Source organism: Variovorax sp. P1_G12, from assembly GCF_056405555.1.
Genome location: NZ_JBFUBW010000025.1, coordinates 74,876 through 100,625 on the forward strand (window position 1 = coordinate 74,876; position 25,750 = coordinate 100,625).

Annotated in this window: 24 protein-coding genes; 8 read left to right on the plus strand and 16 right to left on the minus strand. The window is 67.8% G+C overall.

The window, feature by feature from the left end:
• From AC1D2O_RS25580 to AC1D2O_RS25595, 4 genes are all read left to right on the plus strand, one after another.
• Nucleotides 1–897, plus strand: coding sequence for a LysR family transcriptional regulator ArgP (locus tag AC1D2O_RS25580; protein ID WP_478087306.1), 897 nt, complete (start codon nt 1–3; stop codon nt 895–897).
• A gap of 525 nt (nt 898–1,422) precedes the next feature.
• Nucleotides 1,423–1,764 carry a LysM peptidoglycan-binding domain-containing protein gene (locus tag AC1D2O_RS25585; protein WP_478086627.1) on the plus strand — a complete coding sequence of 114 codons (342 nt, stop codon included), beginning with the start codon at nt 1,423–1,425 and terminating at the stop codon, nt 1,762–1,764.
• On the plus strand, nt 1,761–2,198 hold the full coding sequence (locus tag AC1D2O_RS25590) for a hypothetical protein (RefSeq protein WP_478086629.1): 438 nt from the start codon (nt 1,761–1,763) through the stop codon (nt 2,196–2,198). Before AC1D2O_RS25585 ends, AC1D2O_RS25590 begins: the two co-directional genes overlap by 4 nt.
• A 14-nt stretch (nt 2,199–2,212) precedes the next feature.
• On the plus strand, nt 2,213–2,476 hold the full coding sequence (locus tag AC1D2O_RS25595) for a hypothetical protein (RefSeq protein WP_478158117.1): 264 nt from the start codon (nt 2,213–2,215) through the stop codon (nt 2,474–2,476).
• 40 nt (nt 2,477–2,516) lie between these two features.
• Here AC1D2O_RS25595 and AC1D2O_RS25600 read toward each other — a convergent pair whose 3' ends face one another.
• A complete protein-coding gene (locus AC1D2O_RS25600; RefSeq protein ID WP_478086632.1) occupies nt 2,517–2,849 on the minus strand; it encodes a type II toxin-antitoxin system RelE/ParE family toxin in 333 nt (110 codons plus the stop codon).
• A complete protein-coding gene (locus AC1D2O_RS25605) occupies nt 2,846–3,109 on the minus strand; it encodes a ribbon-helix-helix domain-containing protein (protein WP_478086634.1) in 264 nt (87 codons plus the stop codon). Before AC1D2O_RS25605 ends, AC1D2O_RS25600 begins: the two co-directional genes overlap by 4 nt.
• A 204-nt stretch (nt 3,110–3,313) precedes the next feature.
• Here AC1D2O_RS25605 and AC1D2O_RS25610 point away from each other — a divergent pair, with 204 nt between their 5' ends.
• From AC1D2O_RS25610 to AC1D2O_RS25620, 3 genes are all read left to right on the plus strand, one after another.
• Nucleotides 3,314–4,309: an ABC transporter ATP-binding protein gene (locus AC1D2O_RS25610; protein WP_478158118.1), complete on the plus strand. Its 996-nt coding sequence runs from the start codon at nt 3,314–3,316 to the stop codon at nt 4,307–4,309.
• A 19-nt stretch (nt 4,310–4,328) separates the two neighbouring features.
• On the plus strand, nt 4,329–5,165 hold the full coding sequence (locus AC1D2O_RS25615) for an ABC transporter permease (RefSeq protein WP_478086669.1): 837 nt from the start codon (nt 4,329–4,331) through the stop codon (nt 5,163–5,165).
• A gap of 150 nt (nt 5,166–5,315) precedes the next feature.
• The gene (locus AC1D2O_RS25620) at nt 5,316–6,119 is read left to right on the plus strand and encodes an ABC transporter permease (RefSeq protein WP_478086638.1); all 804 of its coding nucleotides are present in this window, start codon (nt 5,316–5,318) and stop codon (nt 6,117–6,119) included.
• Between the two features lie 18 nt (nt 6,120–6,137).
• On the opposite strand, the gene AC1D2O_RS25625 is transcribed toward AC1D2O_RS25620, so the two are convergent.
• Both AC1D2O_RS25625 and AC1D2O_RS25630 read right to left on the minus strand, forming a co-directional pair.
• Entirely contained in the window at nt 6,138–7,214 is a 1,077-nt protein-coding gene (locus tag AC1D2O_RS25625; protein ID WP_478086640.1) for a transporter substrate-binding domain-containing protein, read from the minus strand.
• 220 nt (nt 7,215–7,434) lie between these two features.
• On the minus strand, nt 7,435–7,881 hold the full coding sequence (locus AC1D2O_RS25630) for a DUF411 domain-containing protein (RefSeq protein ID WP_478086642.1): 447 nt from the start codon (nt 7,879–7,881) through the stop codon (nt 7,435–7,437).
• Nucleotides 7,882–7,967: 86 nt separating this feature from the next.
• Here AC1D2O_RS25630 and AC1D2O_RS25635 point away from each other — a divergent pair, with 86 nt between their 5' ends.
• Nucleotides 7,968–8,369 (plus strand): ribonucleotide reductase subunit alpha, encoded by a 402-nt coding sequence (locus AC1D2O_RS25635; protein WP_478086644.1) that lies wholly within the window; start codon nt 7,968–7,970, stop codon nt 8,367–8,369.
• 40 nt (nt 8,370–8,409) lie between these two features.
• On the opposite strand, the gene AC1D2O_RS25640 is transcribed toward AC1D2O_RS25635, so the two are convergent.
• The 12 genes from AC1D2O_RS25640 to AC1D2O_RS25695 form a co-directional block, all read right to left on the minus strand.
• Nucleotides 8,410–9,000 carry a nitroreductase family protein gene (locus AC1D2O_RS25640; RefSeq protein ID WP_478086646.1) on the minus strand — a complete coding sequence of 197 codons (591 nt, stop codon included), beginning with the start codon at nt 8,998–9,000 and terminating at the stop codon, nt 8,410–8,412.
• Entirely contained in the window at nt 8,997–11,384 is a 2,388-nt protein-coding gene (locus AC1D2O_RS25645; protein WP_478086670.1) for an adenosylcobalamin-dependent ribonucleoside-diphosphate reductase, read from the minus strand. The genes AC1D2O_RS25640 and AC1D2O_RS25645 overlap by 4 nt, the downstream gene beginning before the upstream one ends.
• Before the next feature lie 49 nt (nt 11,385–11,433).
• Entirely contained in the window at nt 11,434–12,123 is a 690-nt protein-coding gene (locus tag AC1D2O_RS25650; protein ID WP_478086647.1) for a carbonic anhydrase, read from the minus strand.
• The gene (locus AC1D2O_RS25655; RefSeq protein WP_478086649.1) at nt 12,120–12,911 is read right to left on the minus strand and encodes a peptidylprolyl isomerase; all 792 of its coding nucleotides are present in this window, start codon (nt 12,909–12,911) and stop codon (nt 12,120–12,122) included. The genes AC1D2O_RS25650 and AC1D2O_RS25655 overlap by 4 nt, the downstream gene beginning before the upstream one ends.
• A 19-nt stretch (nt 12,912–12,930) precedes the next feature.
• The gene (narI, locus tag AC1D2O_RS25660; protein WP_478086651.1) at nt 12,931–13,665 is read right to left on the minus strand and encodes a respiratory nitrate reductase subunit gamma; all 735 of its coding nucleotides are present in this window, start codon (nt 13,663–13,665) and stop codon (nt 12,931–12,933) included.
• Nucleotides 13,662–14,357, minus strand: coding sequence for a nitrate reductase molybdenum cofactor assembly chaperone (narJ, locus tag AC1D2O_RS25665; RefSeq protein ID WP_478158119.1), 696 nt, complete (start codon nt 14,355–14,357; stop codon nt 13,662–13,664). Before narJ ends, narI begins: the two co-directional genes overlap by 4 nt.
• A gap of 2 nt (nt 14,358–14,359) precedes the next feature.
• Nucleotides 14,360–15,892, minus strand: coding sequence for a nitrate reductase subunit beta (narH, locus tag AC1D2O_RS25670; RefSeq protein WP_478158120.1), 1,533 nt, complete (start codon nt 15,890–15,892; stop codon nt 14,360–14,362).
• Entirely contained in the window at nt 15,889–19,704 is a 3,816-nt protein-coding gene (locus AC1D2O_RS25675; RefSeq protein WP_478086656.1) for a nitrate reductase subunit alpha, read from the minus strand. Before AC1D2O_RS25675 ends, narH begins: the two co-directional genes overlap by 4 nt.
• Nucleotides 19,705–19,740: 36 nt before the next feature.
• Nucleotides 19,741–21,396: an MFS transporter gene (locus AC1D2O_RS25680; protein ID WP_478158121.1), complete on the minus strand. Its 1,656-nt coding sequence runs from the start codon at nt 21,394–21,396 to the stop codon at nt 19,741–19,743.
• Between the two features lie 28 nt (nt 21,397–21,424).
• Nucleotides 21,425–22,681 (minus strand): MFS transporter, encoded by a 1,257-nt coding sequence (locus AC1D2O_RS25685; RefSeq protein ID WP_478158122.1) that lies wholly within the window; start codon nt 22,679–22,681, stop codon nt 21,425–21,427.
• 163 nt (nt 22,682–22,844) lie between these two features.
• Nucleotides 22,845–23,528, minus strand: a complete 684-nt coding sequence (locus AC1D2O_RS25690; RefSeq protein ID WP_478086661.1) for a response regulator — start codon at nt 23,526–23,528, stop codon at nt 22,845–22,847.
• Nucleotides 23,525–25,477, minus strand: coding sequence for a type IV pili methyl-accepting chemotaxis transducer N-terminal domain-containing protein (locus AC1D2O_RS25695; RefSeq protein WP_478086663.1), 1,953 nt, complete (start codon nt 25,475–25,477; stop codon nt 23,525–23,527). The genes AC1D2O_RS25690 and AC1D2O_RS25695 overlap by 4 nt, the downstream gene beginning before the upstream one ends.
• Between the last annotated feature and the right edge of the window lie 273 nt (nt 25,478–25,750).

A 25,750-nucleotide genomic window follows, 5' to 3' on the forward strand; every position in this document is an offset into this window, starting at 1 on the left:
ATGCTGGACTATTCGGCGCTCTCCGCGCTTGCTGCCGTCGTGCGGGAAGGAAGCTTTGAGCGCGCCGCCCGCGCCCTGAATGTGACGCCCTCGGCCGTCTCGCAGCGCATTCGGCTGTTGGAGGAGCGTATCGGTTGCGCGCTGGTAGTGCGGGAACAGCCGTGCCGTGCTACGGAAGTCGGCCGGCGCCTATGCCAGCACGTGGACCGCGTTCGCCTGCTGGAGCAAGACCTTGAAGGAGCTGTTCCAGCGCTGGCACCGGAGGGGATTGCACGGGTGCCGCTGCCCGTTGCGGTCAACGCCGACAGTCTGGCCACATGGTTTGCTCCGGCCGTTGCCGCATTCGCGGCAAAAGCGCCGGTGCTCATGGAGATAGTGGTGGATGACCAAGACCATACGGCGGAATGGCTGCGCAGCGGCGCGGTGCTGGCTGCCGTGACCGGCAGCAGCCGTGCCGCCACCGGATGCAACAGCCGACCATTGGGCTCGATGCGCTATCTGCCCGCCGCCAGTCCGGATTTCATGGCCCGTCATTTTGCCGACGGCGTCGGGGCGGGTAGTCTGGCCCGCGCGCCCAGCCTCGTGTTCAACCCAAAGGATGAGTTGCAGGCCCAGTGGGCACAGCGCCTGTGCCATCGGCACGTGGAACTGCCTCGGCACATCCTTCCGTCTTCCCAGGCCATCGTGACCGCGACCTTGACCGGCATGGGCTGGGGCCTACACCCGCAGGCGTTGATTGCGCCGCACTTGAAGGACGGCTCGCTCGTCGAGTTGGTGCCGAAGACACCGCTGGACGTCCCGTTGCACTGGCAGCATGCACGTGCAGCCTCGGCGCTTCTTGATGGCTTGACCCGGCACCTCGTCGCAGGCGCCCGGCGCGCTTTGTTGCCGCCCTGAATCGGCCCAGCTGATGATTCGCTTAGATCGTCTCGAAATGATCCCTGGTCGCATAGATCCTGAACTTCATCCCCGAGGGTTTCGCCCATTCGAGCAGCCCTTCCATTAGATCGCGAGATGTCGCCTCGTCCAGAATCAACTCGTACGGCCACAGTCCCACCCTCCCATCGCTGCTTGGCAGGTCCTCGCACGGAATCGAGCGCGTTTTTCGCCCAGGCGGAGCTCGACCGCCGGCCCAAGGCCTGAAGGACTACATCGACAGGCGGGCCTGGCTGCCGCACATCCGCTGGCACTTGATCGAAAGGTGACCGGAATTTTCCGAGAGTTTGGGTAAGAGACCAGTCGCTGCTCGTTTTCCACCTTGCCCACGGTAGCCTCCGAACCGGTTCGATCGAAAAAGGAGGCGTCCATGGCGACGGCAGCAAGCGGCAGCGACGAAGACGGATTTCAGAAGTGGAAAGAAGGCATCAACCGGGCCGGCAGCGATTGCGGTCAAGGCCATGATGTGCCGTCGGCTACTTGCTCATGCGCATGGCCGACTATGGCTTCACCACGGTGCCCGACGACGCCAACGTATTTGACGTAACGGCGGGCGCAGGGGACAGCTTCAGTACGCTGGCACGAAGGAACCGCAGCACTGTCGAGACCATGCAGAAGCTGAACCCCGGGATTCATGGCCTCAGAGCGGGACAGGTGCTGAAATGCCAGAGGGCGTCGATACGGAAGATCGTCGCTGACTGGAAGCCTTGGACCTTCTCAATGGTGGCAAGGCGCTACAACGGCAACGGCCAACCGAAGGGCGATCCGAGATATTCGATGAAGCTTGAATACGCGATGAATGCAGTCAGGCAGAGAGGTCCACGATGAAGGCCCTTTTCTCGGCATGCGTCGCCGCTCTCGTGTTGGGGTTCACGTCAGCTGCGATCTCCGGTCCGCCTTGCGCGGGAAGCTATCCGAGTTGGGGGCGCGCGTGTTACGGCCGTGTCAACATCACTGCCAGGACCATCGAATGGCAGGCGCAGTTCAGCGTCTGCAAGGCGAGCCCATACGAAGTCATCGCGAGCGACCTCAAGGGTGAAAAGCCCTTCGTCGCCTACAGGTTCAAGAAGCGCAGCAAGGCCTGTCTGTACGAGGTCATGGAGATCGCAAAGCAAGGCGGGGACCACTGGGCCGCAATTGGTTATCAAAGCGTCGAGGATTACCACCAGCGCCATGACGATCCGGGCTCTTCCGACTACTGCCCTCTGGGCCCGATGCCGTCGCAGCGCTGCAATCTCCCCTTCGTGCAAGAGAGCAAATAGTGAAGGCGGATCGCTTGAGCCAGGCACAACGCGAAGTCATCGTGCACCTCTGGGTCAAGTCGGTGCCGATCGAGGACTCGATGGGCGAGCACGTCATCCCGATCCCCGGCACCACGAGCCTCGACCACCTGCACGAGAACCTGCAGGCCGCCGAGGCGCGGTTGACGCCCGAGCTGTTCGCACGGGTCGATGCGCTGATCAACCAGCGCACCGTGGTCGGTGAACGCTACCGCGCGCAGAGCAGTACCGAGGTCGATACCGAAGTCTTCGCGGATTGACGTCAAAGCGGCCTCTCGTTCGCGTTCGCCAGCACGCAGGTCAGGAGCCTATGTCCGACGCCTGCATCCATGCAAGTAGATCGCGCTGGCCGTGGAGGACGCGCCAGACGTCGATGCAGTCTGGCTGTTCGAAGTAGAAAACCAAGTGTGGGAAGCGAGCCAATGGCCAAAAGCGCAGTCCTGGCAAGTCGAGCTCATGTGCGCAGCGCGTGGAGCCCGTGCCGGGGTGCCGGCTGATGTGGATGTAGGCAGCTTCGAGCTCGTCGATGAAGCTAAGGGCGGCACTTTTCGCATCCTCTCCCAGGTAGACGGCAATGGCGTCGTCAACGTCTCGGTTTGCCTGTTCTCGCGGGACGACCGTTTTTGCCTTCACCTTTTGCTGCCGGCCCGATCTGGTTTCTTGCCCGAGGCGCGCACCCTCTCACGCAGGCCATCGAAGTAGGCCTTGTCCGCCCCGGCGGCGGGCGCCGAGAGGCCTCCTCGGAGAAGCAGACTGCGCAGCTGAAGCCTCTGTTGGTCCTTGCGGATGAGCTCGCGCACATATTCACTGCTTGTGCCATAGCCGCGTTCGACCACCTGCTCATCGACGAACGACTTCATGGCGTCCGGCAGGGATACGTTCATGGTGCTCATGACGCAAGCTTATGCTGTTTGGCAAAATTTGGCAAAGCGCGGGGCCGCGGACAGATCCCGCACGCGTCCGTACTCGCTGCATGTCGGCGGTCTCCTGCGCCGTGCGTCGCCTTGGTGGGGCGCCACCGCGCCGGTGGGCTTGCACGAACCCCTAGAATTCGCCCCCCGCCGATTTCTCGCCGCGCACAGCGGGCGCTTCGCCACATGCCTCACATCCTCGTCGACCGCCTCGTCAAGACCTACCGCATCTCCGAGCGCGATCCGGGCGTGATCGGCGCGATCCGGGGCGTGCTGCATCGGCGCCACCGCACGGTCGAGGCCTTGTCCGGCGTGTCGTTCGCGCTGGAGCGCGGCGAGCTGCTCGGCTTCATCGGCCCGAACGGCGCCGGCAAGTCGACCACCATCAAGATCCTCGCCGGCATCCTGCGCCCCGACGGCGGGCAGGTGGCGGTCGACGGGCGCGATCCGTTCCACGACCGCGAGCGCCACGTCGGCCGCATCGGCGTGGTGTTCGGCCAGCGCACCCAGCTGTGGTGGGACCTGCCGGTGGGCGAGGGCTTCGACCTGCTGCGCGACATCTACCGGGTCGAGCCGGCGCGCTACCGCCGCACGCGCGACGAACTGGTGGCGCTGCTGAAGCTCGAGCGGCTGCTCGACCAGCCGGTGCGCCAGCTGTCGCTCGGCCAGCGCATGCGCGCCGAGATCGCGGCGGCGCTGCTGCACGAGCCCGACCTTCTGTTCCTCGATGAACCGACCATCGGGCTCGACGCACCGTCGAAGCTCGCGGTGCGCGACTTCGTGCGGCGCGCCAATCGCGAGCGCGGCACCACCGTGCTGCTGACCACCCACGACATGCACGACATCGAGGCGCTGGCCGAGCGCGTGATCGTCATCGGCCACGGCCGCGTGCTGACCGACAGCCCGATCGAGGCGCTGCGCGCCCAGGTGCTGGCCGATCGGCGCCTGGTGGTGGACTTCGCGGGCGCCGCGCCGGATCAGATCGACCTGCCCGGCGTCGGCCTGCTGTCGCGCGACGGGCGCACGGCGGTGCTGGGCTTCGATCCGGCGCGCGTGACCCCGCAGGCGCTGATCGCGCGCATCGCCGCCGACCATGCGATCGAGGACATCAGGCTCGAAGGCCTGGCGATCGAGGAGATCATCGCGCGCTTCTACGCAATGCACGGAGCGGCCGAAGCATGAGCCGCCGGAGATGCCAAAAATGACCTGGCGCGACCTCGTCCGCCCCTACACCGCCGCCTTCGCCTCGCGCTTCCTGCAAATGCTGCAGTACCGCACGGCCGCGCTGGCCGGCTTCGGCACGCAGTGCTGGTGGGGCGGCATCAAGGTGATGGTGCTGGCGGCCTTCTACGCCGGCGCCACGGCGGACCCGCTGCCGATGACGCTGGCACACGCCATCACCTACACCTGGCTCGCGCAGGGGCTGCTCACGCTGCTGCCCTGGGCCGGCGACCCGGAGGTGGCACAGGCCGTGCGCAGCGGCTCGGTCGCCTACGACCGGCTGCGGCCGGTCGATGCCTATGCGCTCTGGTACGTGCGCAGCGCGGGCTGGATCGCTGCTCGCATGCTGCCGCGGCTGGCGCTGATGGCGGGCTTCGCGGCGGTGGCGCTGCCTCTGCTCGGATGGGGCGAATGGGGCTGGCAACTGCCGCGCGACATCGGCGCCGGCGCGGGCTTCGTGCTGTCCGCCGCGCTCGCATGGCTGCTGTCGGCGTCGATGGTCATGCTGCTCAACGTGGCGGCCGTGGCGGCGCTGAACGAGCGCGGCATCAATGCGCTCGCGGTGCCGTTGGTGGTGGTGCTGTCGGGCAACCTGCTGCCGCTGGCGCTGCTGCCCGACGCCTGGCAGACGGCGCTGCTGCTGCAACCGCTGGCCGGTCTGCTCGACATTCCGATGCGGCTCTATTCGGCACAGTTCACCGGGTGGCAGGCCTTGGGCGGCCTCGCGCTGCAGGCCTTCTGGATCGTGGCCCTGATCGCGCTCGGCCGGCTCGCCCTGGCGCGCACCATGCGCCGGCTCGAAGTCCAAGGCGGATAGGATGGAACACCCCCGAAGCGCCTGCGGCGCTGCCCCCTCAAGGGGGCGATACCAGCGGCCCGGCGAAGCCGGTTCCGCGGTATCCCTGGACTTGGGCTGCGCCGGTTTCATATGTCGCGGGTCATGCGATGGCGTCGTGGGCCTACTGAGATGAACGGCGTGTCGCTTTTCTTCCGGTTCGTCGCCGCGTCGGTCAAGGGCCAGGCGCGCTATCCGGCGTCGGCGCTGCTGCTGACGCTGTCGCAGTTTCTCGCGACCGGCATCGAGGTGGTCGCGATCTGGGCCCTGTTCGATCGCTTCGGCGAGGTGAAGGGCTGGCGCATCGGCGAGGTGGCCCTGTTCTACGGCCTGGTCCACATCATGTTCGCGCTGGCCGATGCGCTGGGCCGTGGCTTCGACGCGCTTGGCACCGAGCTCCTGCGCACCGGCGCCTTCGACCGGCTGCTGCTGCGGCCGCGGTCGCTGGCGCTGCAACTGATGGGGCACGACGTTCGCCTCAGCCGCTTCGGCCGGCTGTTTCAAGGCCTGCTGGTGCTGGTCTTTGCCACCCTCCAGGGCGGCATCGACTGGACGCCGCAAGCCGTCGTGCTTGCGCTGTTCGCCATTGCGGGCGGAGTGGCGCTGTTTCTCGGCATTCTGGTGCTGCAGGGCACGCTGGCTTTCTGGACCGTCGAAAGCCTGGAGGTCGCCAACGTCTTCACTTATGGCGGGGTGGAAGCCGGCCAGTTCCCGATGGCGCTCTACGCGCGCTGGTTTCGCCGGCTGCTGACCTTCGTGGTGCCGCTGGCCTGCGTGGTCTATTACCCGGGTCTGTCGATCCTCGGGCGGGTCGACCCGCTCGGCGCGCCGACCTGGGTCGGCTGGGTGTCGCCGCTGGCAGGGTTCGCGTTCCTGGGGGCTTCATTCGCCGTCTGGCGGGTGGGCGTCAGGCACTACGCGTCGAGCGGGAGCTAGGGTGAACACGCCCTAGGGCTACGGGTGTGCGGCGAACCACTTGTCGTGGATGCGCTCGTAGCTCCCGTCCCGGTAGATCTCGAGCAGGGCCTCGTTGATCCGTTTGCGCAGCGGGTCGCCGAGCGCCACCACGATGCCGTACTTCTCGGGCCTGAACACGGGACCGACGACCTCCAGCGCGCCGTGGTCCGACCGGGCCGCCCAGTACCGCAAGGTGGGCGCGTCGAAGACCATGGCCTGCACGCTGCCGCGCTTGAGAAGCTCGATGCCGGCGGCCGGGCTGGCAACCTCCACGAACGGCAGCTGCAGATGCGTCAGGTAATCGGCCGCGACGGTGCCGGGGACGGTCGCGACCGTCTTTCCTGGCAAGTCGCCCGGCCCGGCAATGCTCGAGCGCAGGCGCTGCACGGTCTGCGACGAGGTCACGGTCGCAGTCAACTGCGTGATCAGCACGATCCCCATCAGCCACACGCATGCGATCACGATCCGCCTGAACGTGCCCGGATCGCTGCGCTCGCCGTGCTCGCCGGTGGCGATGATCAGCACCGTGTTCCATATCTCGTTGCCGACGCCCGCCAGGTAGCCCTTGCCGAGATTGGGCTTGAAGGTTCGCTCGATGATCCACAGCACGTTCGCCCACAGGAACACCAGGACGATCGCCGCGGCGAACAGCTTCCCGATGGCCATCCAGGGGATGGCTTGCAAGGTCGCGAGGATCGGGCCCTCCTCCTCGGCGCGGACCATGATCTGCAGGCCCGAATCGAAATACGACTGAGAGAAGTCGGCGATCTGTTCGCGCTCCGGCGTCATCACGATGGCCGAGATGGCGACGTCGGCGTCGCCGCGGCGCACGCTCTCCAGCTGGTCGGCGCGCGACCCTGCGTCGACCCAGGCAAACTCGATGCGCATCCGGCGCGCCAGCTCGCTCCAGAGGTCGGCGCTGAACCCTGTCACCTGATCTTCCCGCACGAACACGAAAGGCGCCACCGCGCCCGTCGCCACGCGCAGCGCACGGGGGTGTTCTGGCGCGGCCTCGGCGGCGAACGAAGGCGCAGCGCACAGCCACAGCGCCGCCCCGATGAGCGCGAGGCCCATGCATCGCCGCAGGCTCACCCAAGCGCCGGGGCCCCTTCGGCTGCCGCGGTCGATCGCTACGACCTTCCTGCATCCCTCTGACGGCGTTGGCATGTGGGACCACCTGGTTTGGAACGATGAACCGCGCACAGGGCGCCCTGGGCTCGCCCACGCATTTCATCATCGCGAAGAGGCGGGTGCAAGGCAATGGCCCGAAGAGGGCCCGGAGGCTTCAGGCCGCTCAGGCGGGATAGGTCGCGAACACCGTCTCGCGGCCCTTGCGATCGACGAGGATGACCTGGTAGCGGTCCTTGCGGTCTCCGTATTCCATCCCTGGCGAGCCGACCGGCATGCCCGGCACGGCCAGCCCGACGGCCTGCGGTTTCGATGCCAGCAGGCGCTTGACGTCGGCGGCCGGGACATGCCCTTCGAGCGCGTAGCCCTCCACGATGCCCGTGTGGCACCCGGCCAGGCGATCCGGCATGCCCAGGCGCTTGCGCACCGCCGCGGTGTCGTCCACCTCGGTGACGTTGACGGCGAAGCCGGCGGCCTTCAGGTGGTCGACCCATGCCGTGCAGCATCCGCAGCTCGGGTTCTTGTACACCTGGACCTTCGATGCCGCATGGGCGGGGAGTGTCTGCAGCAGCGGCAGCGTGGCGAGCGCGCCGAGGAGAGAGCGTCGATTCATAGGACGGGGACCTTTCATTTGCATTTGGACGAGTGTGCCTTGATCCAGTGCAATGCGGCGCGATCCAGAGCTGGCAGACTGGGGGGATGACTTCTCACTTCGACCAGCTTCTCCAAGCCGCGCGCCAGCAGCGTGAACCGCAGCGCCTGCTGTTCGTCTTTGCCGATGCCGAGCTGCCCGACGATGCCGACGAGGCGCAGCGCGCCGGCTTCGAGGCCGGCCGCGGTGGTGCCCTGGCGCCGCGCGCCTGCGTGGAGAAAAGCGTTGCCGAGCTCAGCACCTTCGAGGCGCTGGCGCTCGAGTCGCGCCGCACCGGACTGCCCTGGCGCGTGGTGTTCGTGGCGGCGCTGGCCGGGACCCATGGCCAGCCGCCGTCGCAGGTCCGCATCGACAGCGCGCTGGAGGCCATGGTGGAGAACGTGCGCCGCGGCAGCTTCGGTGGCTACCTGGCGCTCGACACCCAGGGCCAGCCGGTTCAGTTCGGCTGAGGCCGCAGCGCGACGGTGGCGTGCAGGCGGCCATGCGCCCTCATGGCGCCTCCAGTTCGGTGACGTAAAGCCCGCTGCCTGGCCGCACCGGTGCCGGTCGGTGCGCCAGCACGGTGCCGAGGCTGACGAAGCACAGCGGCTCCTCCGTGGGGTCGAGCGCGAACAGTGCGCGCAGGCTGGCCGATGACAGCGCCTTGCCCGTGGTCAGTGCCGAGCCGTAGTCGAGCGCGGTCGCCATCAGCAGCATGTTCTGGATCGCGCAGCCGGCCGACAGCAGCCGCTCGGCGGCCGGGATGTCCTCTTCGGCGGGGCCCAGGCGGGCGATCGCCAGCATCAGCAACGGGGCGCGGAAGGCCTTCTCGCGCGCCTGCCCGCGTTGCTGCGGCGTGGCCGCGGCGTCGCGCTCGACCAGCGAGCGTTCGAACACGTCGGCCAGCCGCCCGCGCGAATCTGCCGGCACGATGACGAAGCGCCACGGCCTCAGCCGACCATGGTCGGGCGCCGAAGCGGCCGCCTCCAGGATCTGCCCGAGCTCGGCGGGGCCCGGCCCCGGCGCGCCGAGGCGCTTGGGCAGCACGGTGCGGCGCGCTTCCAGCAGAGCGGCCAGATCATCCGGCGCCAGTGCGCTCATCCGCAGCTGCCCAAGTGGCCGCAGGAGGTGCAGTGGTCGCAGCCGTCCTTTCGGATCATGGCGCGCGCGCCGCATTCGGGGCACTTGGCGCCGGGCAACGGCGCCGGATCGCTTCCCGCGGCGGGCGGCCCCGCCAACGCAGGGCCGCTGCGCCGCGCGATCAGCGACTGCACCGCGTAGGCGATGGCGGCGACTTCCGAGTCGTGCCACATCGGGACCTGCGTGCCATCGGCCTTGGCGTAGCTGCCCAGGCGAACCGGACCGCGGTCCCACGCCACCTTGCGCATGTCGGCCAGCGCGCGGTCGAGGAAGCCGCCGCGCGCGGCCAGCGACAGCAGCCGCATGCTGGAGGTGATCCACTGCTGCGATTCGCCGCTCTGGCCGACCGGCATGAAGAACTCGATGGCCCGCTCCTGGCCACCCGCCACCGGCAGGAAGGACACGATCAGGTAGAGCGTGTGACGCCCCTGCTGGGTCCAGTAGTCGACCTTCTCGGCCACCGCGGCGAGCTCGCCCTGCGGCCGGCTCTCGATCACCGCACGCATCGGGTCGACCGGTACCGGCTGCGATGCCGTATCGGCCTGCGGCGCCGGCGCGGCGTCCAGCACCGAGCCCAGGATGGCGTTGGGCCGGTAGGTCGCCAGGCCCTTGAGCCGCGCGTGCCAGGCCTGCAGGTAGAGGCCCTTGAAGTCGTCGTAGGGGAAGTCGGCCGGCACGTTCACCGTCTTCGAGATCGCGGTGTCGACGAAGGGCTGAACCGCCTCCATCATGGCCAGGTGACCCTCGGCCGGCATGGCGAGCGCCGAGACGAAGTAGTCCGGCAATTGCGCCACGTCGCCGCCGAGCGAACGGTAGAGCCGCCAGGCATGGTCCTCGACCTCGTATTCGCTCGTGCTGCCGTCGGCTTCGCGCTTCTTGCGCCGGTAGCTCCACGAGAAGGGCGGCTCGATGCCGTTGGAGGCGTTGTCGGCGAAGGCGAGGCTGACGGTGCCCGTCGGCGCGATCGACAGCAGGTGGCTGTTGCGGATGCCGTGCTGGCGGATGGCCGCCTGCTGCGCGGCGTCGAGCCGGCTGGCGAAGCCGCCCGGAGCGAGGTAGCCCTCGACATCGAAGGCCGGGAACGGGCCTTTCTCCTGCGCCAGCGCCACCGAGGCCGCGTAGGCGGTGTCGCGCATGCTGCGCGCGATGCGCACCGCCATGGCGCGCCCTTCGGGCCGGTCGTAGCGCAGGCACAGCATCGCCAGCGTGTTGCCCAGGCCGGTGAAGCCGACGCCGATGCGCCGCTTGTCCATGGCCTCGGCACGCTGCTGCGGCAGCGGCCAGAAGGTGAGGTCGAGCACGTTGTCGAGCGCGCGCACCTGCAGGGCGACCGACTGCTCGAACGCGGCGAAGTCGAACGCCTGTTCGCCGCCGATGCCGAAGGGCCGGCGCACGAAGCGCGTCAGCACGATCGGACCGAGGTCGCAGCAGCCGTAGGGCGGCAACGGCTGCTCGCCACAGGGATTGGTGGCCGCGATCGTCTCGCAATAGCGCAGGTTGTTGTCCTCGTTGATGCGGTCGAGGAAGAGGATGCCGGGCTCGGCGAAATCGTAGGTCGAGCGCATCACCGTGTCCCACAGCGCGCGCGCGGCGACGCTGCGATAGACCCAGAGGCTGTCGTCGCGGCGGAAGGCGCCCTCCGCCAGCTGGCCCTCGCCGGGGGGCGCGCGGTGCACCAGCTGCCAGTCCTGTCCGGCGGCCAGCGCCTCCATGAAGGCGTCGGTCACGCCGACCGAGACGTTGAAGTTGTTCCAGCGCCCCGGCGTGCGCTTGGCCGTGATGAACTCCAGGACGTCCGGATGGTCGATGCGCAGCACGCCCATCTGCGCGCCGCGACGCGCACCCGCGCTCTCGACGGTGGCGCACGACTGGTCGAACACGTTGATGTAGCTGCAGGGGCCCGAGGCCATCGACGCGGTGCCCTTGACCTGTGCGCCGCGCGGGCGGATCCGCGAGAAGTCGTAGCCCACGCCGCCGCCACGCCGCATCGTCTCGGCCGCCTCGCGCAGGGCCTCGTAGATGCCGGGGCAGCCCTCGTCGTCCTGGCCCTGGATGCAGTCGCCGACGGGCTGGACGAAGCAGTTGATGAGCGTGGCCTGGATCGCGGTGCCGGCCGCGCTCATGATGCGGCCCGCACCGATGGCGCCGGCCCGCAGGTTGTCGAGGAAGAGCGCCTCGTACTTCGCCTGTTGCGCCTGCGGCTCGACCGAAGCCAGCGCGCGAGCCACGCGGCGGTAGAGATCCTCCACGCTGCTCTCGCCGGCCTTGAGGTATTTCTCGCGCAGCACGTCGTCGCTGATGGGTTGACCGGGCAGGGCGGGGGGATTCGCCGCCACGGTGCGCATGCCACGCGGCGCGCGCGGCAGCGCTGTGACGTTGTCGCCGACGAGAGTTTCAGTCTTCAGTGATTTGTCCATCGTGTTCCACATAGGCCAGGTAGGGTCCGGTTCCGCTGTTGGAGGCTACGGACGCCGCCACGAAGCCGCCTTGTTGCGCATCAAAGACATGGACTTCTCCTTCCTCGATCACATAATGCCAGCCGTGCAGGGTGAGTCGGCCGCGTTCGACCTGGCGGCGCACCATCGGGTAGTCCATCAGGCGCTCGAGTTGCAGCACGACGGCGCGTTGTTCGCTGCGCAGCAGGGCCTCCGGACCGGCCTGCACGGGCAGCAGCGCCTCGGTCGCCAGGCGAAGCCAGGCCTGCAGCGCGACCGCCTCCTCCGGCACGCCCTCGTAGGCGGCGCGGATGGCGCCGCAGTGACTGTGGCCGCAGACGATGATGCTCTCCACCTCCAGACTCAGCACCGCGAACTCGATCGCCGCCGTCGTACCGTGCAGTCCGTGCGAGCCGTCGTAGGGCGGTACGAAGGCGCCGACGTTGCGCACGATGAACAGCTCCCCGGGTCCGGCACCGGTCAGAAGGTAAGGAACGAGACGCGAGTCCGAGCAGCCGATGAAGAGCGTCTTGGGATGCTGGCCGCCGGCCACCAGATCCTCGAAGCGTTGCTGGTGCAGCGGGAAGTAGTCCGACCTGAAACGGCGCAGCCGCAGCAGCAGTTCGTCGTCCGCAGGCGGAGGGGTCATTGCACCAGGGGCGTGTCCGTGGCGTCGAGCGCCACGCCCTCGACCTCGGCCTCGCCGGCCAGCACCTGCAGGCACTGGCGCAGCGCGGTCACCCAGGCCTGTTGCCGCAGCGCCAGGCGCACGGCGCCCTGGACCGCCGCGAAAGGCTGCGCCGTGCCGGCTTCGCGTTCGAGCACCTCGACCACATGCAGGCCGAAGCGGCTGTGGACCAGGCGCGGCAGCACGCCGACCTCCGCATGGCCGAACAGTTCGCGGGCGAATTCCGGCGCGCAGTCGGCAGCGACGAGCCAGCCGAGTTCGCCGCCCAGCTCGCCGCTCGGGCAGTTGGACAGCTCGCGCGCAGCCTTGCCGAAGCTGCCGTCGGCACTGCCGTCGTGGCAGCGCACGTCGAGCAGGCAGGCCTCGGCGCGATTGCGCAGCGCCACCACATCCATGCCGGGGGTCACGGCAAACAGGATGTGGCGCGCCCGCACACGTTCGCCCGTTCGATAGCGCGCGGCGTGCGCGGCATGGTGGCGCCGGCAGGCTTCCTCCGACGGCTCGGGCAGCTGCAGCTCGCGCTCCAGCCAGGCGTCGATGGCCTGCGACGCGGCTTCGCTGACCACGCCGTCGTCCGTGCGCGCGTCGGCCGCATCGAGCAGGCCGTCCCGCTGGGCCGCCTGGCGCAGAAGCTCGGTGCAGGCGCGCTGGCGCAGGGCGTCCGGACCCAGCGCTTCGGTGGCGAGGTTCAGCGGCACGCCGTTGATGCGCGCCACCACGGCGCAAGGTGCTGCAGATTCGATTTGCATGGTCGTCACCTGGTGAATCTCAGACGCCGGCGCCGGGCTGGCGCGGCTGGTTGTGGTCCGCCGGCACATTGAGGCGCCGGCTGCGCACCACCTGGTGCGGGCGGAACAGGAAGCCCACGGTGGCGAAGCCGCTCCACACGTGCACCAGGCGGCTGAACGGGAACAGCAGGAAGATCGTCATGCCGAACACGATGTGGACCTGATACGGCCAGGGCAGCACGGCCAGTGCGGACGCATCCACCGGCCGCAGCGTGACGATGCGCTGCGCCCAGTCGGCCAGGATCATCATCGTGCTGCCGTCGGCGTGTTGCCACGAGAACGGGAGCGTGATCAGGCCGATCACCAGCTGCACCCACAGGATTAGCAGGATCGCGATGTCCGTGCGGTGGCTGGTCAGGCGGATGCGCGGATCGAACACGCGCCGGTACAGCAGCATCGACAGGCCGACGAAGCAGAATGCGCCTGCGATGCCGCCGGCCACCACGGCCAGCATCTGCTTGGTGCCGGCGCTGATGAAGATGCCGTACACCGAGTGCGGCGTGAACAGCCCGACCATGTGGCCGAAGAACAGGAACAGGATGCCGAAGTGGAACAGGTTGCTGCCCCAGCGCAGCAGGCCGGCGCGCAGCAGCTGCGACGAATCGCTTTTCCAGCTGTACTGGTTCTGGTCGAAGCGGATCAGGCTGCCCAGCAGGAACACGGCGAGGCAGACATAGGGATAGACCTGGAAGAGAAAACCGTGGACGCCGTTCATGACGATGCTCCTTGTGGCATGTTGTTCTTGCGTACGATCCGTACCGGCTGCGCCTCGCCGGGCCGGGCCTGGCCCTTGGACGAGCAGCCGTCGAAAACGATGGGTTCGGCCCAGCTGTCGTCGAGCGCCTCCTCGGCCGGCGGCTGGACCGGCCGGGCCTTCTCGCCCGCCAGCTCCAGCAGCGCGCCGAGCACGCTGGCGTAGGCGCTCTCGCGCTGCTGCAGGGCGCCGAAGATGGCGTTGAAGATGTGCGTCATCTCGCCGAGGAAGGCGCGCGCCTCGCGCACCGGCTGGGTCGAGACGAACTCGAGCACCGCGGGAAGATAGTCGGGCAGTTCGCCTTCGGCGAGGATCAGCCCGGCCTTCTCGTAGGTCTGGCCCAGGTCGATCATGGCCGGACCGCGCTCGCGCGAGTCGCCGTGCACATGCTCGAACAGGTGCAGCGAGGTGCCGCGCCCGCGGTCGAAGAGTTCGACGTAGTCGGATTCGGCGTCCAGCGGATCGGCGCCCAACAGGGCGTCGATCAGAGCGGCGAGCTCATCGATGCGCGCCGGCGGCAGCGCGCCTTCGCTGCGCAGCAGCACGCGCATTTCCGGCAGGTGGGCGCGCATCGGCGCGTCGGGGTAGCCGAGCAGCGCGCCGAGCACGCGCAGGCTGGTCGACATGGGACGGGTGGCGTTCAGCGTGAACATGGTCAGATCTCCGCCCGGATCGGGATGGTGCGTTTCTTCTCGCTGCCGAACAGGCTGCCTTCGCTGCTGCCTTCGGAGCAGCCGTTGCCGAAGCTGAAGCCACAGCCGCCGCGCACGTTGAAGGTGTTCTCGGCGTATTCGCGGTGGGTGGTGGGGATCACGAAGCGGTCCTCGTAGTTGGCGATGGCCATCACGTGGTACATCTCCTCCACCTCGGCCTGGGTGATGCCGACCTGCTTGAGCACGGCCTCGTTGATCCGCCCGTCGACGTGCTTCTCGCGCTGGTAGGCGCGCATCGCCAGCATCCGTTCGAGCGAGCGCACGACGGGCGCGGTGTCGCCCGCCGTCAGCAGGTTCGCCAGGTAATTGACCGGGATGCGCAGCTGGCTCACGTCCGGAATCTCGCCGTTGGCGCCGACGTGCCCGGCGTTGGCCGCGGCGCTGATGGGCGACAGCGGCGGCACATACCAGACCATCGGCAGCGTGCGGTACTCGGGGTGCAGCGGCAGCGCCACCTTCCACTGCACCGCCATCTTGTAGACCGGGCTGTTGCGCGCCGCCTCCATCCACTTGTCGGGGATGCCGTCGATCTGCGCCTGGGCGATCACCTTCGGATCGTTCGGGTCGAGGAAGATGTCGAGCTGCGCCTGATAGAGATCACGGTCGTGTTCGACGCTGGCGGCTTCCTGGATGCGGTCGGCGTCGTACAGCAGCACGCCGAGGTAGCGGATGCGCCCGACGCAGGTCTCGCTGCACACGGTCGGCTGGCCGGCCTCGATGCGCGGGTAGCAGAAGATGCACTTCTCGGCCTTGCCGCTCTTCCAGTTGTAGTAGATCTTCTTGTAGGGGCAGCCCGAGACGCACATGCGCCAGCCGCGGCACTTGTCCTGGTCGATCAGCACGATGCCGTCTTCCTCGCGCTTGTAGATCGAGCCCGACGGGCACGAGGCCACGCACGCGGGGTTCAGGCAGTGCTCGCACAGGCGCGGCAGGTACATCATGAAGGTGTTCTCGAACTGGCCGAGCATGTCCTTCTGCATCGCCTCGAAGCCTTCGAGGTTCCTGTCCTTGCTGCGCTTGCTGAATTCGCCCCCGAGGATCTCCTCCCAGTTCGGACCCCAGACGATCTTGTCCATCTGCTTGCCGGTGATCAGGCTGCGCGGGCGGGCGGTCGGCGTGGCCTTCATCTCGGGCGCCGACTGCAGATGCCCGTAGTCGAAGGTGAAGGGTTCGTAGTAGTCGTCGATCTCGGGCAGGTTCGGGTTGGCGAAGATGCGCATCAGCAGCTTCCACTTCGCGCCCTGGCGCGGCTCGATCGTGCCGTTGGCCTTGCGCACCCAGCCGCCGTTCCACTTGTCCTGGTTCTCCCATTCCTTCGGGTAGCCGATGCCGGGCTTGGTCTCGACGTTGTTGAACCAGGCGTACTCCATGCCCGGACGGCTGGTCCAGACGTTCTTGCAGGTGACCGAGCAGGTGTGGCAGCCGATGCACTTGTCGAGGTTGAGCACCATCCCGATCTGGGCGCGGATCTTCATGCGACTTCTCCTTGTGCCTGGACCTTGGCGATGAGTTCGTCGGCGACGGGGGTGTCCAGCCAGTCGACCTTGTTCATCTTGCGGACCACGACGAACTCGTCGCGGTTGGTGCCGATGGTTCCGTAGTAGTTGAAGCCGTAGCTGAACTGCGCGTAGCCGCCGATCATGTGGGTCGGCTTGAGCACGATGCGCGTCACCGAGTTGTGAATGCCGCCGCGCGCGCCGGTGATCTCGGAGCCCGGCGTGTTCACGATCTTCTCCTGGGCGTGGTACATCATCACCATGCCTGGCTTGACGCGCTGGCTCACCACCGCGCGCGCCGCGATGGCGCCGTTGAGGTTGAACAGCTCGATCCAGTCGTTGTCCACGATGCCCGCGCGCTTGGCGTCGTCCTCGCTCAGCCACACGCAGGGCCCGCCGCGGCTGAGCGTCAGCATCAGCAGGTTGTCGGTGTAGGTCGAGTGAATGCCCCACTTCTGGTGCGGCGTGATGAAGTTCAACGCGATCTCGGTGTTGCCGTTGGGCTTGATGCCCTGGATGCCCGAGGTGGTCTTCAGGTCGACCGGCGGGCGGTAGCTGGTGAAGCCCTCGCCGAAGGCGATCATCCACGGGTGGTCCATGTAGAACTGCTGGCGCCCGGTCAGCGTGCGCCAGGGAATCATCTCGTGCACGTTGGTGTAGCCGGCGTTGTACGAGACGGTCTCGCTCTCGATGCCGCTCCAGGTCGGCGAGCTGATGATCTTGCGCGGCTGGGCCTGGATGTCGCGGAAGCGGATCTTCTCGTCCTCGCGGTGGATCGCCAGGTGGGTGTGGTCCAGTCCGGTCTGCTTGCCCAGGGCTTGCCAGGCCTTGACCGCCACATGGCCGTTGGTCTCGGGCGCGAGCTGCAGGATCGTCTCGCAGGCATCGATGTCGGTCTCGATCCGCGGCATGCCGCAGGTCACGCCCTCGGCGGTGACCAGCCCGCTCAGCTCGCCGAGCTGCTTTACCTCGGCCTGGGTGTTCCAGGCGATGCCCTTGCCGCCGTTGCCGACCTTGTTCATCAGCGGGCCGAGCGCGGTGAACCGCTTGTAGGTGTTCGGATAGTCGCGCTCGACGACCAGCATGTTCGGCGCGGTCTTGCCGGGGATCAGCTCGCACTCGCCACGCTTCCAGTCCTTGACGTCGAAGGGCTGCGCCAGCTCCGACGGGCTGTCGTGCATCAGCGGCGACAGCACCAGCTCGCGTTCGACGCCCAGGTGGCCGACGCAGAGCTCGCTGAATTTCTTCGCGAAGCCCTTGTAGATGTCCCAGTCGCTGCGCGATTGCCAGGCCGGGTCGACCGCGGTCGACAGCGGGTGGATGAAGGGGTGCATGTCGCTGGTGTTGAGGTCGTTCTTCTCATACCAGGTGGCCGTGGGCAGCACGATGTCGCTGTACAGGCAGGTGGTGCTCATGCGGAAGTCGAGCGTGACCAGCAGGTCGAGCTTGCCTTCGGGCGCCTTGTCGTGCCATGCCACTTCGGTGGGTTTGGCCTCTTCCGCACCCAGGTCCTTGCCCTGCACGCCGTTGCTCGTGCCCAGCAGGTGCTTGAGGAAGTACTCGTGGCCCTTGCCGCTGGAGCCCAGGATGTTGGAGCGCCACACGAACATGTTGCGCGGCCAGTTGTCCGGATGGTCGGGGTCGGTGCAGCTCAGCTGGAGGCTGCCGTCCTTCAATCCCCGCACGGCGTAGTCCTTGGGGTCCATGCCCGCGGCGGCGGCGTCGCGCACCACCCGCATGGGATGGGTCTGCAGCTGGGGCGCCGACGGCAGCCAGCCCATGCGCTCGGCGCGCACGTTGTAGTCGATCATGCTGCCGCCGTAGAGCTTCTTGTCGGCCAGCGGCGAGAGCACCTCTTCCATGCCCAACTTCTCGTAGCGCCACTGGTCGGTGTGGGCGTAGAAGAAGCTGGTGCTGTTCATCTGCCGCGGCGGGCGGACCCAGTCGAGCGCGAAGGCCAGCGGCGTCCAGCCGGTCTGCGGGCGCAGCTTCTCCTGGCCCACGTAGTGCGCCCAGCCGCCGCCGGACTGGCCGATGCAGCCGCACAGCATCAGCATGTTGATGACGCCGCGGTAGTTCATGTCGCTGTGGTACCAGTGGTTCATCGCGGCGCCGATGATCACCATCGACTTGCCCTGCGTCTTGTGCGCGTTCTCGGCGAACTGCTGGGCCACCGCGATCAGCTGCGCGCGCGGCGTGCCGGTGATGCGCTCCTGCCAGGCCGGCGTGTAGGGCGTGTCGTCATCGAAGTCCTTCGCGGCCATCTCGCCGGCCAGGCCGCGGGCCACGCCGTAGTTCGCCACCTGCAGGTCGAACACGGTCGCGACCAGCGCATCGCGGGCTTCGCCGGCCTTGCCCAGCGAAATGCGCCGGACCGGGACCGTGCGCACCAGCACATCCGTCTGCACATTGTTCGGGAAGTTCTCGCTCGCGATGCCGCCGAAGTACGGGAAGCCGACCTTGGCCGTCTCGCCGCTCGGTGCGTCGCCCTCGAGCACCGAGAGCTGCAGCCGCACTTCCTCGCCGTGGCGCGCCTCCTTGGCTTGCAGGTTCCACTGGCCTTCGTCGGCGCGGCCATCCGGGCCCCAGCGGAAGCCGATCGCCCCGTTCGGCAGCACCACCCGCCCGGCCTCGTCGAAGGCCACGGTCTTCCATTCGGGGTTGTTGGCCTGGCCCAGGTTTCCGTTGAAGTCGGAGGCCCGCAGGTAGCGGTCGGGCACGGTGACGACCTCGCCGCTGGGCAGCGTGTGCTCCTTGAGCATGACCAGCATCGGCATGTCGGTGAAGCGGCGCACGTACTCGTCGAAGTAGGCGCTGCGCTCGCCGCGGTCGGGAAAGTAGAACTCCTTCAGGATCACGTGGCCCATCGCCATCGCGACGGCGGCATCGGTGCCCTGCTTGGGGTTCATCCAGATGTCGGCCAGCTTGGCGACTTCGGAGTAGTCGGGCGTCACCGCCACGGTCTTGGTGCCCTTGTAGCGGACCTCGGTGAAGAAGTGGGCATCGGGCGTGCGCGTCTGCGGCACGTTGGAACCCCAGGCGATGATGAAGCTGGAGTTGAACCAGTCGGCCGATTCCGGCACGTCGGTCTGCTCGCCCCAGACCTGCGGGCTGCTCGGCGGCAGGTCGCAGTACCAGTCGTAGAAGCTCATGCAGACGCCGCCGATCAGGCTCAGGTAGCGGCTGCCCGCCGCATAGCTGACCATCGACATCGCCGGAATCGGTGAGAAGCCGATGATGCGGTCGGGGCCGTGCTTCTTGATCGTGTGGACGTTGGCCGCCGCGACGATCTCGTTGACCTCGTCCCAGCTCGAGCGCACGAAGCCGCCGAGCCCGCGGATCTGCTGGTAGTCGCGCCGCTTCGCGTCGTCCTCGACGATGCTGGCCCAGGCGGCCACCGGCTCGTGCGACAGGCGCGCCTCGCGCCAGCTCTTGAGCAGCCGGCCGCGCACCATCGGGTACTTGACCCGGTTGGCGCTGTAGAGGTACCAGCTGTAGCTGGCGCCGCGCGCGCAGCCGCGCGGTTCGTGGTTGGGCATGTCCCAGCGGGTGCGCGGATAGTCGGTCTGCTGGGTCTCCCAGGTCACGATGCCGCCCTTGACGTAGATCTTCCAGGAGCAGGACCCGGTGCAGTTCACGCCGTGCGTGCTGCGCACGATCTTGTCGTGCGCCCAGCGGTTGCGGTAGGCGTCCTCCCAGGTGCGGTCTTCGCCCGTGGTCACGCCGTGGGCGCCCGAGAACGCCTCACGCGGGCTCGAGAAATAGGTCAGTCGATCCAGAAAATGGCTCATGGAGAGTCTCCGTAAATTCGCGGGTGGGTGTGCGGCTCAGGGGTTCTTCACGTACGCGTTCTTGCGCAGGTAGAACCACCAGTTGAGAACCAGGCACAGCGCATAGAACACGGCAAAGCCGTACATGGCGTATTGCGGCGTGGCGGCCTTGATCTGCGCGCCGATGACCACCGGCGCGATGAAGGCGCCGTACGCGGCCACCGCCGAGGTCCAGCCCAGCACCGGGCCGGCCTGCTGGCGGTCGAAGATCACGCCGATGGTGCGGAAGGTGCTGCCGTTGCCGATGCCGCTGGCGGTGAACAGCAGCACGAAGAGCGCCATGAACGGCAGGAAGTACTGCTCGGGCGTGGCCGACTGGTAGGCCAGCAGCATCACGTAGCCCACCGCCACCGACGCCACCACCATCACCGCGGAGATGATCTGCGTGACGATCGAGCCGCCGAAGCGGTCGGAGATCCAGCCGCCGATCGGGCGCACGCCGGCGCCGACGAAGGGGCCGATCCAGGCGTAGGTGAGCGCCGAGGGCGCGTTCGGGTTCTTCAGCGTGTGCTGCAGCACGCCGGCCGCATCGGGCACGTGGCTGATGCCGAAGATCACCGTGATGGCCAGCGGCAGCGCCATCGAGAAACCGATGAAGGAGCCGAAGGTGACCATGTAGAGCAGCGTGAGCGCCCAGGTGTGCCTGTTCCTGAAGATGGCGAACTGCGCGGCGATGTTGTCCTTCATGGTGCCGAAGGCCGTGAGCTTCATCACGCCCAGGGTGCCGACGATGATCAGCGGCATCGCCACCCACATGTTCAGCAGCCCCAGGCCGGTCGGCGCGGGCAGGTACAGGTACAGGCCCAGGCCCGCGGGCAGGAACGACAGCGTGTAGAGCCAGATGATCTTGAGGAACGCCGCGATCGTGCCCCCGGTGTTCGGCGACACGTTCTTGAGGTTGTTCATCCCGAACCAGCACAGCGCCGACAGCGGCACCAGGGACAGCAGCCAGGCGAAGCCGGCGTTCTGGATGTAGGTCGGCGTGCCGGCCAGGATCTTCCCGAGGATCCAGCCGCTGTCCTTCACCAGCGTCATGGGCTCGCCGCCGAAGCTGCCGAACAGGCCCACCGTCATCACCAGCGGGATGACGATCTGCATCGTGGTGACGCCGAAATTGCCGAGGCCGGCGTTCAGGCCGAGCGCGGTTCCCTGCAGCCGCTTGGGGAAGAAGGTGCTGATGTTGGACATCGAGCTGGCGAAGTTGCCGCCGCCCACGCCCGACCACAGCGCCATCAGCTGGAAGGACCACAGCGGCCAGTCCTTGTGCTGCAGCACGATGCCGGTCCCGAGTGCCGGGGCCAGCAGCATCGCGGTGGTCAGGAAGATCGTGTTGCGGCCACCGGCCAGGCGGATCAGGAACGAGGCCGGGATGCGCATCGTGGCGCCGGCCAGGCCCGCGATGGCCGTGAGCGAGAACAGCTCGGCCTGGCTGAACGGAAAGCCCAGGTTCAGCATCTGCACCGTGATGATTCCCCACATGCCCCAGATCGCGAAGCCGCACAGCAGGGCGGGCACCGAGATCCAGAGGTTGCGGTAGGCGATCCGCCTGCCGGAGGATTCCCAGAACGCCTCGTCTTCAGGGCGCCAGTCGGAGATGTCGGCGCCGCTGGCGGATGCGGGTGCGGGAGATGCCGCGCGAAGGGATTCGGTCATGTCAGTCCTTGCAGGGTCGGATGTCTGGCTAGCCACCGAGGTTGAACGCGGGGGCGTTGCGGCCCATGACTTCGGTGCGGCGCACTTCGGTCCAGTACATCCAGATGAGCGACACCCAGACCACGCCGTACATGAGCATGAAAGCGCTGGAGCGGATGCCGGTGAGGTCCATCAGCACGCCGAACAGGATCGGCAGCACGAAGCCGCCCATGCCGCCGGCCAGGCCGACGATGCCGCTGACGGTGCCGATGTTCTCGGGGTAGTCGTCGCTGATGTACTTGAAGACGCTGGCCTTGCCGAATGCGAAGGCGATGCCCAGCAGGAACATCAGGGCGGTGAAGGCATAGACGTTCAGCCCGAGGTGGAAGCTCCTGGGGCCATTGACGGTGAGCACCGTGAAGTCGGTCTGCGGGTACGACAGCAGGAACAGGCAGATCCAGCTGACCCACAGCACCCACCAGGTCACGCTGTGCGCGCCGTACTTGTCGGACAGCCAGCCGCCGCCGGCGCGCAGCACGCCGCCGGGCAGCGAGAAGCAGGCGGCCAGCAAGGCGGCGGCGCGAATGTCCAGGCCGAACTCGCCGACGTAGTACTGCACCATCCACAGCGACAGCGCGACGTAGCCGCCGAACACGATGCTGTAGTACTGGCAGTACTTCAGCACCTTCGGCTCCTTCAGCATCTTCAGCTGGTCGGCGAACTTCGTGTTCGAGGGCACCCGATGCGCCGGGTCGCTGGCGCTGAACATCCAGAACAGCACCAGGGTGCCCAGCATGATGGCCGCGTAGGCCATCGGAACCATGGTCCAGCCGAAGGCCACCATGAGCGCCGGTGCGACGAACTTGTTGACGGCAGCGCCTGAGTTGCCCGCACCGTACACGCCCATCGCGAAGCCCTGGCGGTTGCGAGGAAACCAGCGCGCGACGTAGGGCGTGCCGACCGAGAAGGAACCGCCGGCCAGGCCGACGAACAGGCCGATGACCAGGAAGTGCCAATACTCGGTGGCGTAGCTCATCAGCCAGATGGCCGGCACGGTGACCGCCATCAGCACGGCCATCACGATGCGGCCGCCGTATCTGTCGGTCCAGATGCCCAGCGGCACGCGGATCAGCGAGCCCGTGAGCACCGGCATGGCCGTCAGCAGGCCGAACTCGGTGGCGTTCAGGCCCAGCATCTTCTTGATCGGGATGCCGATCACGCCGAACATCATCCACACCATGAAACACACGGTGAAGGCCAGCGTGCTGACCAGCAGCACCGCGAGTCCTTGGCTCTTTTTCGTCATCCTGCAGTCCGCTCATCAGTCATGAACCGACTGTAGGAATTCGGCGCCCGTCGCGGCATCCTTCGGGAGGAGGGCCGGCCGACGGCAGAGGAACGATGGGCGCGCGGCCGGCATCGTCCTGAAGAACTACGCGCGCGAAAAAAGAGCGCGCGCTTGCGCTGGATCAACCCAGGTTGTGCTCGCTTGCGATCACGGCGGCGTGCACCCGCGAGCTCACGCCGAGCTTGCGCAGGATGTGCTGCACGTGGATCTTCACCGTGGTCTCGGCGATGCCGAGCGATCGCGCGATCTCCTTGTTGGCCCCGCCGCGGGCGATGCCCTGGAGAATTTCCTGCTCGCGCGGAGACAGCAGATCGAGCCTGGAGCCCGCCGAGGCCGGCGGTTCGGGCGGCTGCGCAGCGGGTGCCGCCGCGTCGCGGTAGGCGGCCACCAGCTTGCCCGTCATCTCCTCGGAGACCACGTTCTCGCCGCGCACGGCCCGCCGGATCGCCTTCGACAGCGCATCCCCCTCGATGGTCTTGAGCAGGTAGCCGCAGGCGCCGCCGCGCAGTGCGGCCGAGAGGTCGCGCTCGTCTTCGCTGACCGTCAGCATCAGCACGCGCGCGGCCGGAGCCACCTCGTGCAGCGCCGGCAGGGCGTCGACGCCATGGACGCCCGGCAGATGGTTGTCGAGCAGGATCACGTCGGGCTGCAGCTCCCCGGCGCGGCGCTGGGCTTCGCCGGCATCGCCGGCGTCGCCGACCACCTCGAACTGCGGATCGCGCTGCAGCAGGGCCGTCAGGCCGCGCCGGAACAGCGTGTGGTCGTCGACCACGAGGATTCGGATGCGGGGGGTGGAATCGGTCATGGCAGGGCGGCAGCGAATGGTGGGGTGGAGGGCAACACGGGCGGAGTCTCCGGTGTCGCGGTCCGAATCGCCGGAAGAGTCAGGATGACGGACGTGCCGGAATGCGGCGTCGATCGCACCTCGAGTGCGGCATCCAGCCGCGCGGCGCGCTCGGCCATGATGTCGAGCCCGACGTGGGTTTCGTCCAGCCGGCCGGCAAGGCGGTCGAAGCCGACGCCGTCGTCGCGCACCTCGAAGCGCCAGCGCGGCTGCTGCTGCACGTCCAGCCAGACCCGCGTCGCGCCCGCATGCTTGCGCACGTTCGAGAGCGCTTCCTGCACGATGTGCAGCACCTGGATCTGGATGTCGGGCGCCAGCGGCATGCCATGGCCCTGCATCCGCAGCGTCGCCTGGACGCCGGTCTGGTGCTCGAACTTGCGCAGGGTCGTGAGCAGCGCGGGTTCGATGTCCTCGTCATTGGCCCGCGTGCGGAAGTGGAGCAGCAGTTCGCGCACGTCGCCGTAGCTCTCGCGCACGCCGAGGCCGATCTCCCCGAGCACGTGCTGGGCCTGGGCGGCGTTGCCCGCGTCGAGCGCATCCTGCATGAGCTGAACCTGGATCTTCAGGAACGCCAGCGACTGGGCGATGGAGTCGTGCAGTTCGGACGCCAGCAGGCTGCGCTCCTGCGAGACGGCTTCCTCGCGCTCCAATGCGCTGAGGCGCAAGCTCTCCATGGCGCCGGCCAGATGCACCGTCATGGCTTCCAGCAGCGATCGCTCGGCATCGGTGATGCCGACTTGCGCGTGGAAGAACAGGTCCACCTCGCCCATCAGGCGATCGTGCAGCCGGATCGGGATCGACACCACGGTCTCGAAGCCGGCCTGCGCGCAGTTGCGCATGCGCGCCGGTTGCATCGACCGGATCGGGATCACCCGCGCGCCGTGCGGTGCCTGCGGTGAGCCGCAGTGGCAGTCCCCGGCCATCAGGCAGTGCTCCGCCTCGACCATCGATTCGGGCAGACCTTGAGAGGAAAGCATCAGGTAGCGCCGGTTGGTCTGGTCCGACCAGCGCAGCGCGACCCCGTCGGCGTGCGCGATGCCGGCGATGCTGCGGGTGAAGCCCTGCGCCAGCGCCTCGAGCGTGGTGGCCTGGCTCGCCAGCTTGGTAACCTCGTACAGGCTCTCGAGCCGGCCGCGTTTCTCCTCGAGTTCGGCAGTCTTCTCGCGCACCCGGGCTTCCAGGTTGCGGTACATCGCCTGCAACTGGCTCGCCATGCTGTTGAAGCCCTCGGCCAGGGTGCCGAATTCGTCGTGGGTCTCGCATTCGACGCGCGCGTCCATGTTGCCGGCCTGCACGCTGCAGATCGCCCGGTAGAGCAGGCCGACCGGTTCCAGCACGAACAGGTAGCCGGTGAACAGGAGCGCCGCGGTGCCGACGAGCGCCAGCCCCATCATGGCGATCTGCAGCAGATACATCAGCGCGGTCCAGCGCGCCATGTGCGCCTCGATGCCCCGCACGAACACGTCGATGTGGCGCACGAACACCGAGGCCGCGTCGGCGTCCGCCGCGACGGACGTGGGACCCTGCGGCTCGTGCGGCGCCGCGAGCCGCTCGCGCAACGCCGCCCATTCCTGCTCGACCACGGCGAAGCTGCTGCGCACGCCTGCATCCCAGGGCACGAACAAGGGCCGCTCGGGGTCGCCGTCGCGCAGCAGTTGCACGCTGCGTTCGAATTCCGCCACCTGCCGCGGCAGGTCTTGCGTCTGTCCGGTGCCAGCCGCCAGCAGCATGCGGTAGGTCTGCATGCGCATGCGGCCGGCTTCGTTGACGGCCGCGGCGCCGCCTTCGAGCTGCACCGACATCCAGACCAGCGCGGCGATGGCGCCCAGCGACAACGCGAGGAACGGCGCGGCCACCAGCATCAGCTTGAGGCCGAGCGGCCAGCGTCGCCAGCGTGGAACTTTCGGCATCATGCGGCGAAACGGCAGGGCGCCACGCGGCACGGCGCACGGCGGCGGGGAGACGAGCGCGAAGTGAATGACATGGTGTGAGCTCGCGGGGGAGGACGCGGCGTTGGCGCCGCGCGTTCAGCGTTCACGGTAGCAGTCGCGGCGAACGTCTTGTTGATGCATCGCAAGCGAATGCCGATTCGATGCGAAATTCGATCGAACGAACACCCTCGGCCTCGGGTGGCCTTGGAAGAACCCGCAGAAGCCGGCCCGGGAGGCCGGCTTCGCGATGCC

Coding starts and splice junctions, on each gene's coding strand:
- AC1D2O_RS25580 (WP_478087306.1), top strand. CDS start 1: ATGCTGGACTATTCGGCGCTCTCCGCGCTTGCTGCCGTCGTGCGGGAA.
- AC1D2O_RS25585 (WP_478086627.1), top strand. CDS start 1,423: ATGCGCATGGCCGACTATGGCTTCACCACGGTGCCCGACGACGCCAAC.
- AC1D2O_RS25590 (WP_478086629.1), top strand. CDS start 1,761: ATGAAGGCCCTTTTCTCGGCATGCGTCGCCGCTCTCGTGTTGGGGTTC.
- AC1D2O_RS25605 (WP_478086634.1), bottom strand. CDS start 3,109: ATGAGCACCATGAACGTATCCCTGCCGGACGCCATGAAGTCGTTCGTC.
- AC1D2O_RS25610 (WP_478158118.1), top strand. CDS start 3,314: ATGCCTCACATCCTCGTCGACCGCCTCGTCAAGACCTACCGCATCTCC.
- AC1D2O_RS25615 (WP_478086669.1), top strand. CDS start 4,329: ATGACCTGGCGCGACCTCGTCCGCCCCTACACCGCCGCCTTCGCCTCG.
- AC1D2O_RS25620 (WP_478086638.1), top strand. CDS start 5,316: ATGAACGGCGTGTCGCTTTTCTTCCGGTTCGTCGCCGCGTCGGTCAAG.
- AC1D2O_RS25625 (WP_478086640.1), bottom strand. CDS start 7,214: ATGGGCCTCGCGCTCATCGGGGCGGCGCTGTGGCTGTGCGCTGCGCCT.
- AC1D2O_RS25630 (WP_478086642.1), bottom strand. CDS start 7,881: ATGAATCGACGCTCTCTCCTCGGCGCGCTCGCCACGCTGCCGCTGCTG.
- AC1D2O_RS25635 (WP_478086644.1), top strand. CDS start 7,968: ATGACTTCTCACTTCGACCAGCTTCTCCAAGCCGCGCGCCAGCAGCGT.
- AC1D2O_RS25640 (WP_478086646.1), bottom strand. CDS start 9,000: ATGAGCGCACTGGCGCCGGATGATCTGGCCGCTCTGCTGGAAGCGCGC.
- AC1D2O_RS25645 (WP_478086670.1), bottom strand. CDS start 11,384: ATGCGCACCGTGGCGGCGAATCCCCCCGCCCTGCCCGGTCAACCCATC.
- AC1D2O_RS25650 (WP_478086647.1), bottom strand. CDS start 12,123: ATGACCCCTCCGCCTGCGGACGACGAACTGCTGCTGCGGCTGCGCCGT.
- AC1D2O_RS25655 (WP_478086649.1), bottom strand. CDS start 12,911: ATGCAAATCGAATCTGCAGCACCTTGCGCCGTGGTGGCGCGCATCAAC.
- narI (WP_478086651.1), bottom strand. CDS start 13,665: ATGAACGGCGTCCACGGTTTTCTCTTCCAGGTCTATCCCTATGTCTGC.
- narJ (WP_478158119.1), bottom strand. CDS start 14,357: ATGTTCACGCTGAACGCCACCCGTCCCATGTCGACCAGCCTGCGCGTG.
- narH (WP_478158120.1), bottom strand. CDS start 15,892: ATGAAGATCCGCGCCCAGATCGGGATGGTGCTCAACCTCGACAAGTGC.
- AC1D2O_RS25675 (WP_478086656.1), bottom strand. CDS start 19,704: ATGAGCCATTTTCTGGATCGACTGACCTATTTCTCGAGCCCGCGTGAG.
- AC1D2O_RS25680 (WP_478158121.1), bottom strand. CDS start 21,396: ATGACCGAATCCCTTCGCGCGGCATCTCCCGCACCCGCATCCGCCAGC.
- AC1D2O_RS25685 (WP_478158122.1), bottom strand. CDS start 22,681: ATGACGAAAAAGAGCCAAGGACTCGCGGTGCTGCTGGTCAGCACGCTG.
- AC1D2O_RS25690 (WP_478086661.1), bottom strand. CDS start 23,528: ATGACCGATTCCACCCCCCGCATCCGAATCCTCGTGGTCGACGACCAC.
- AC1D2O_RS25695 (WP_478086663.1), bottom strand. CDS start 25,477: ATGCCGAAAGTTCCACGCTGGCGACGCTGGCCGCTCGGCCTCAAGCTG.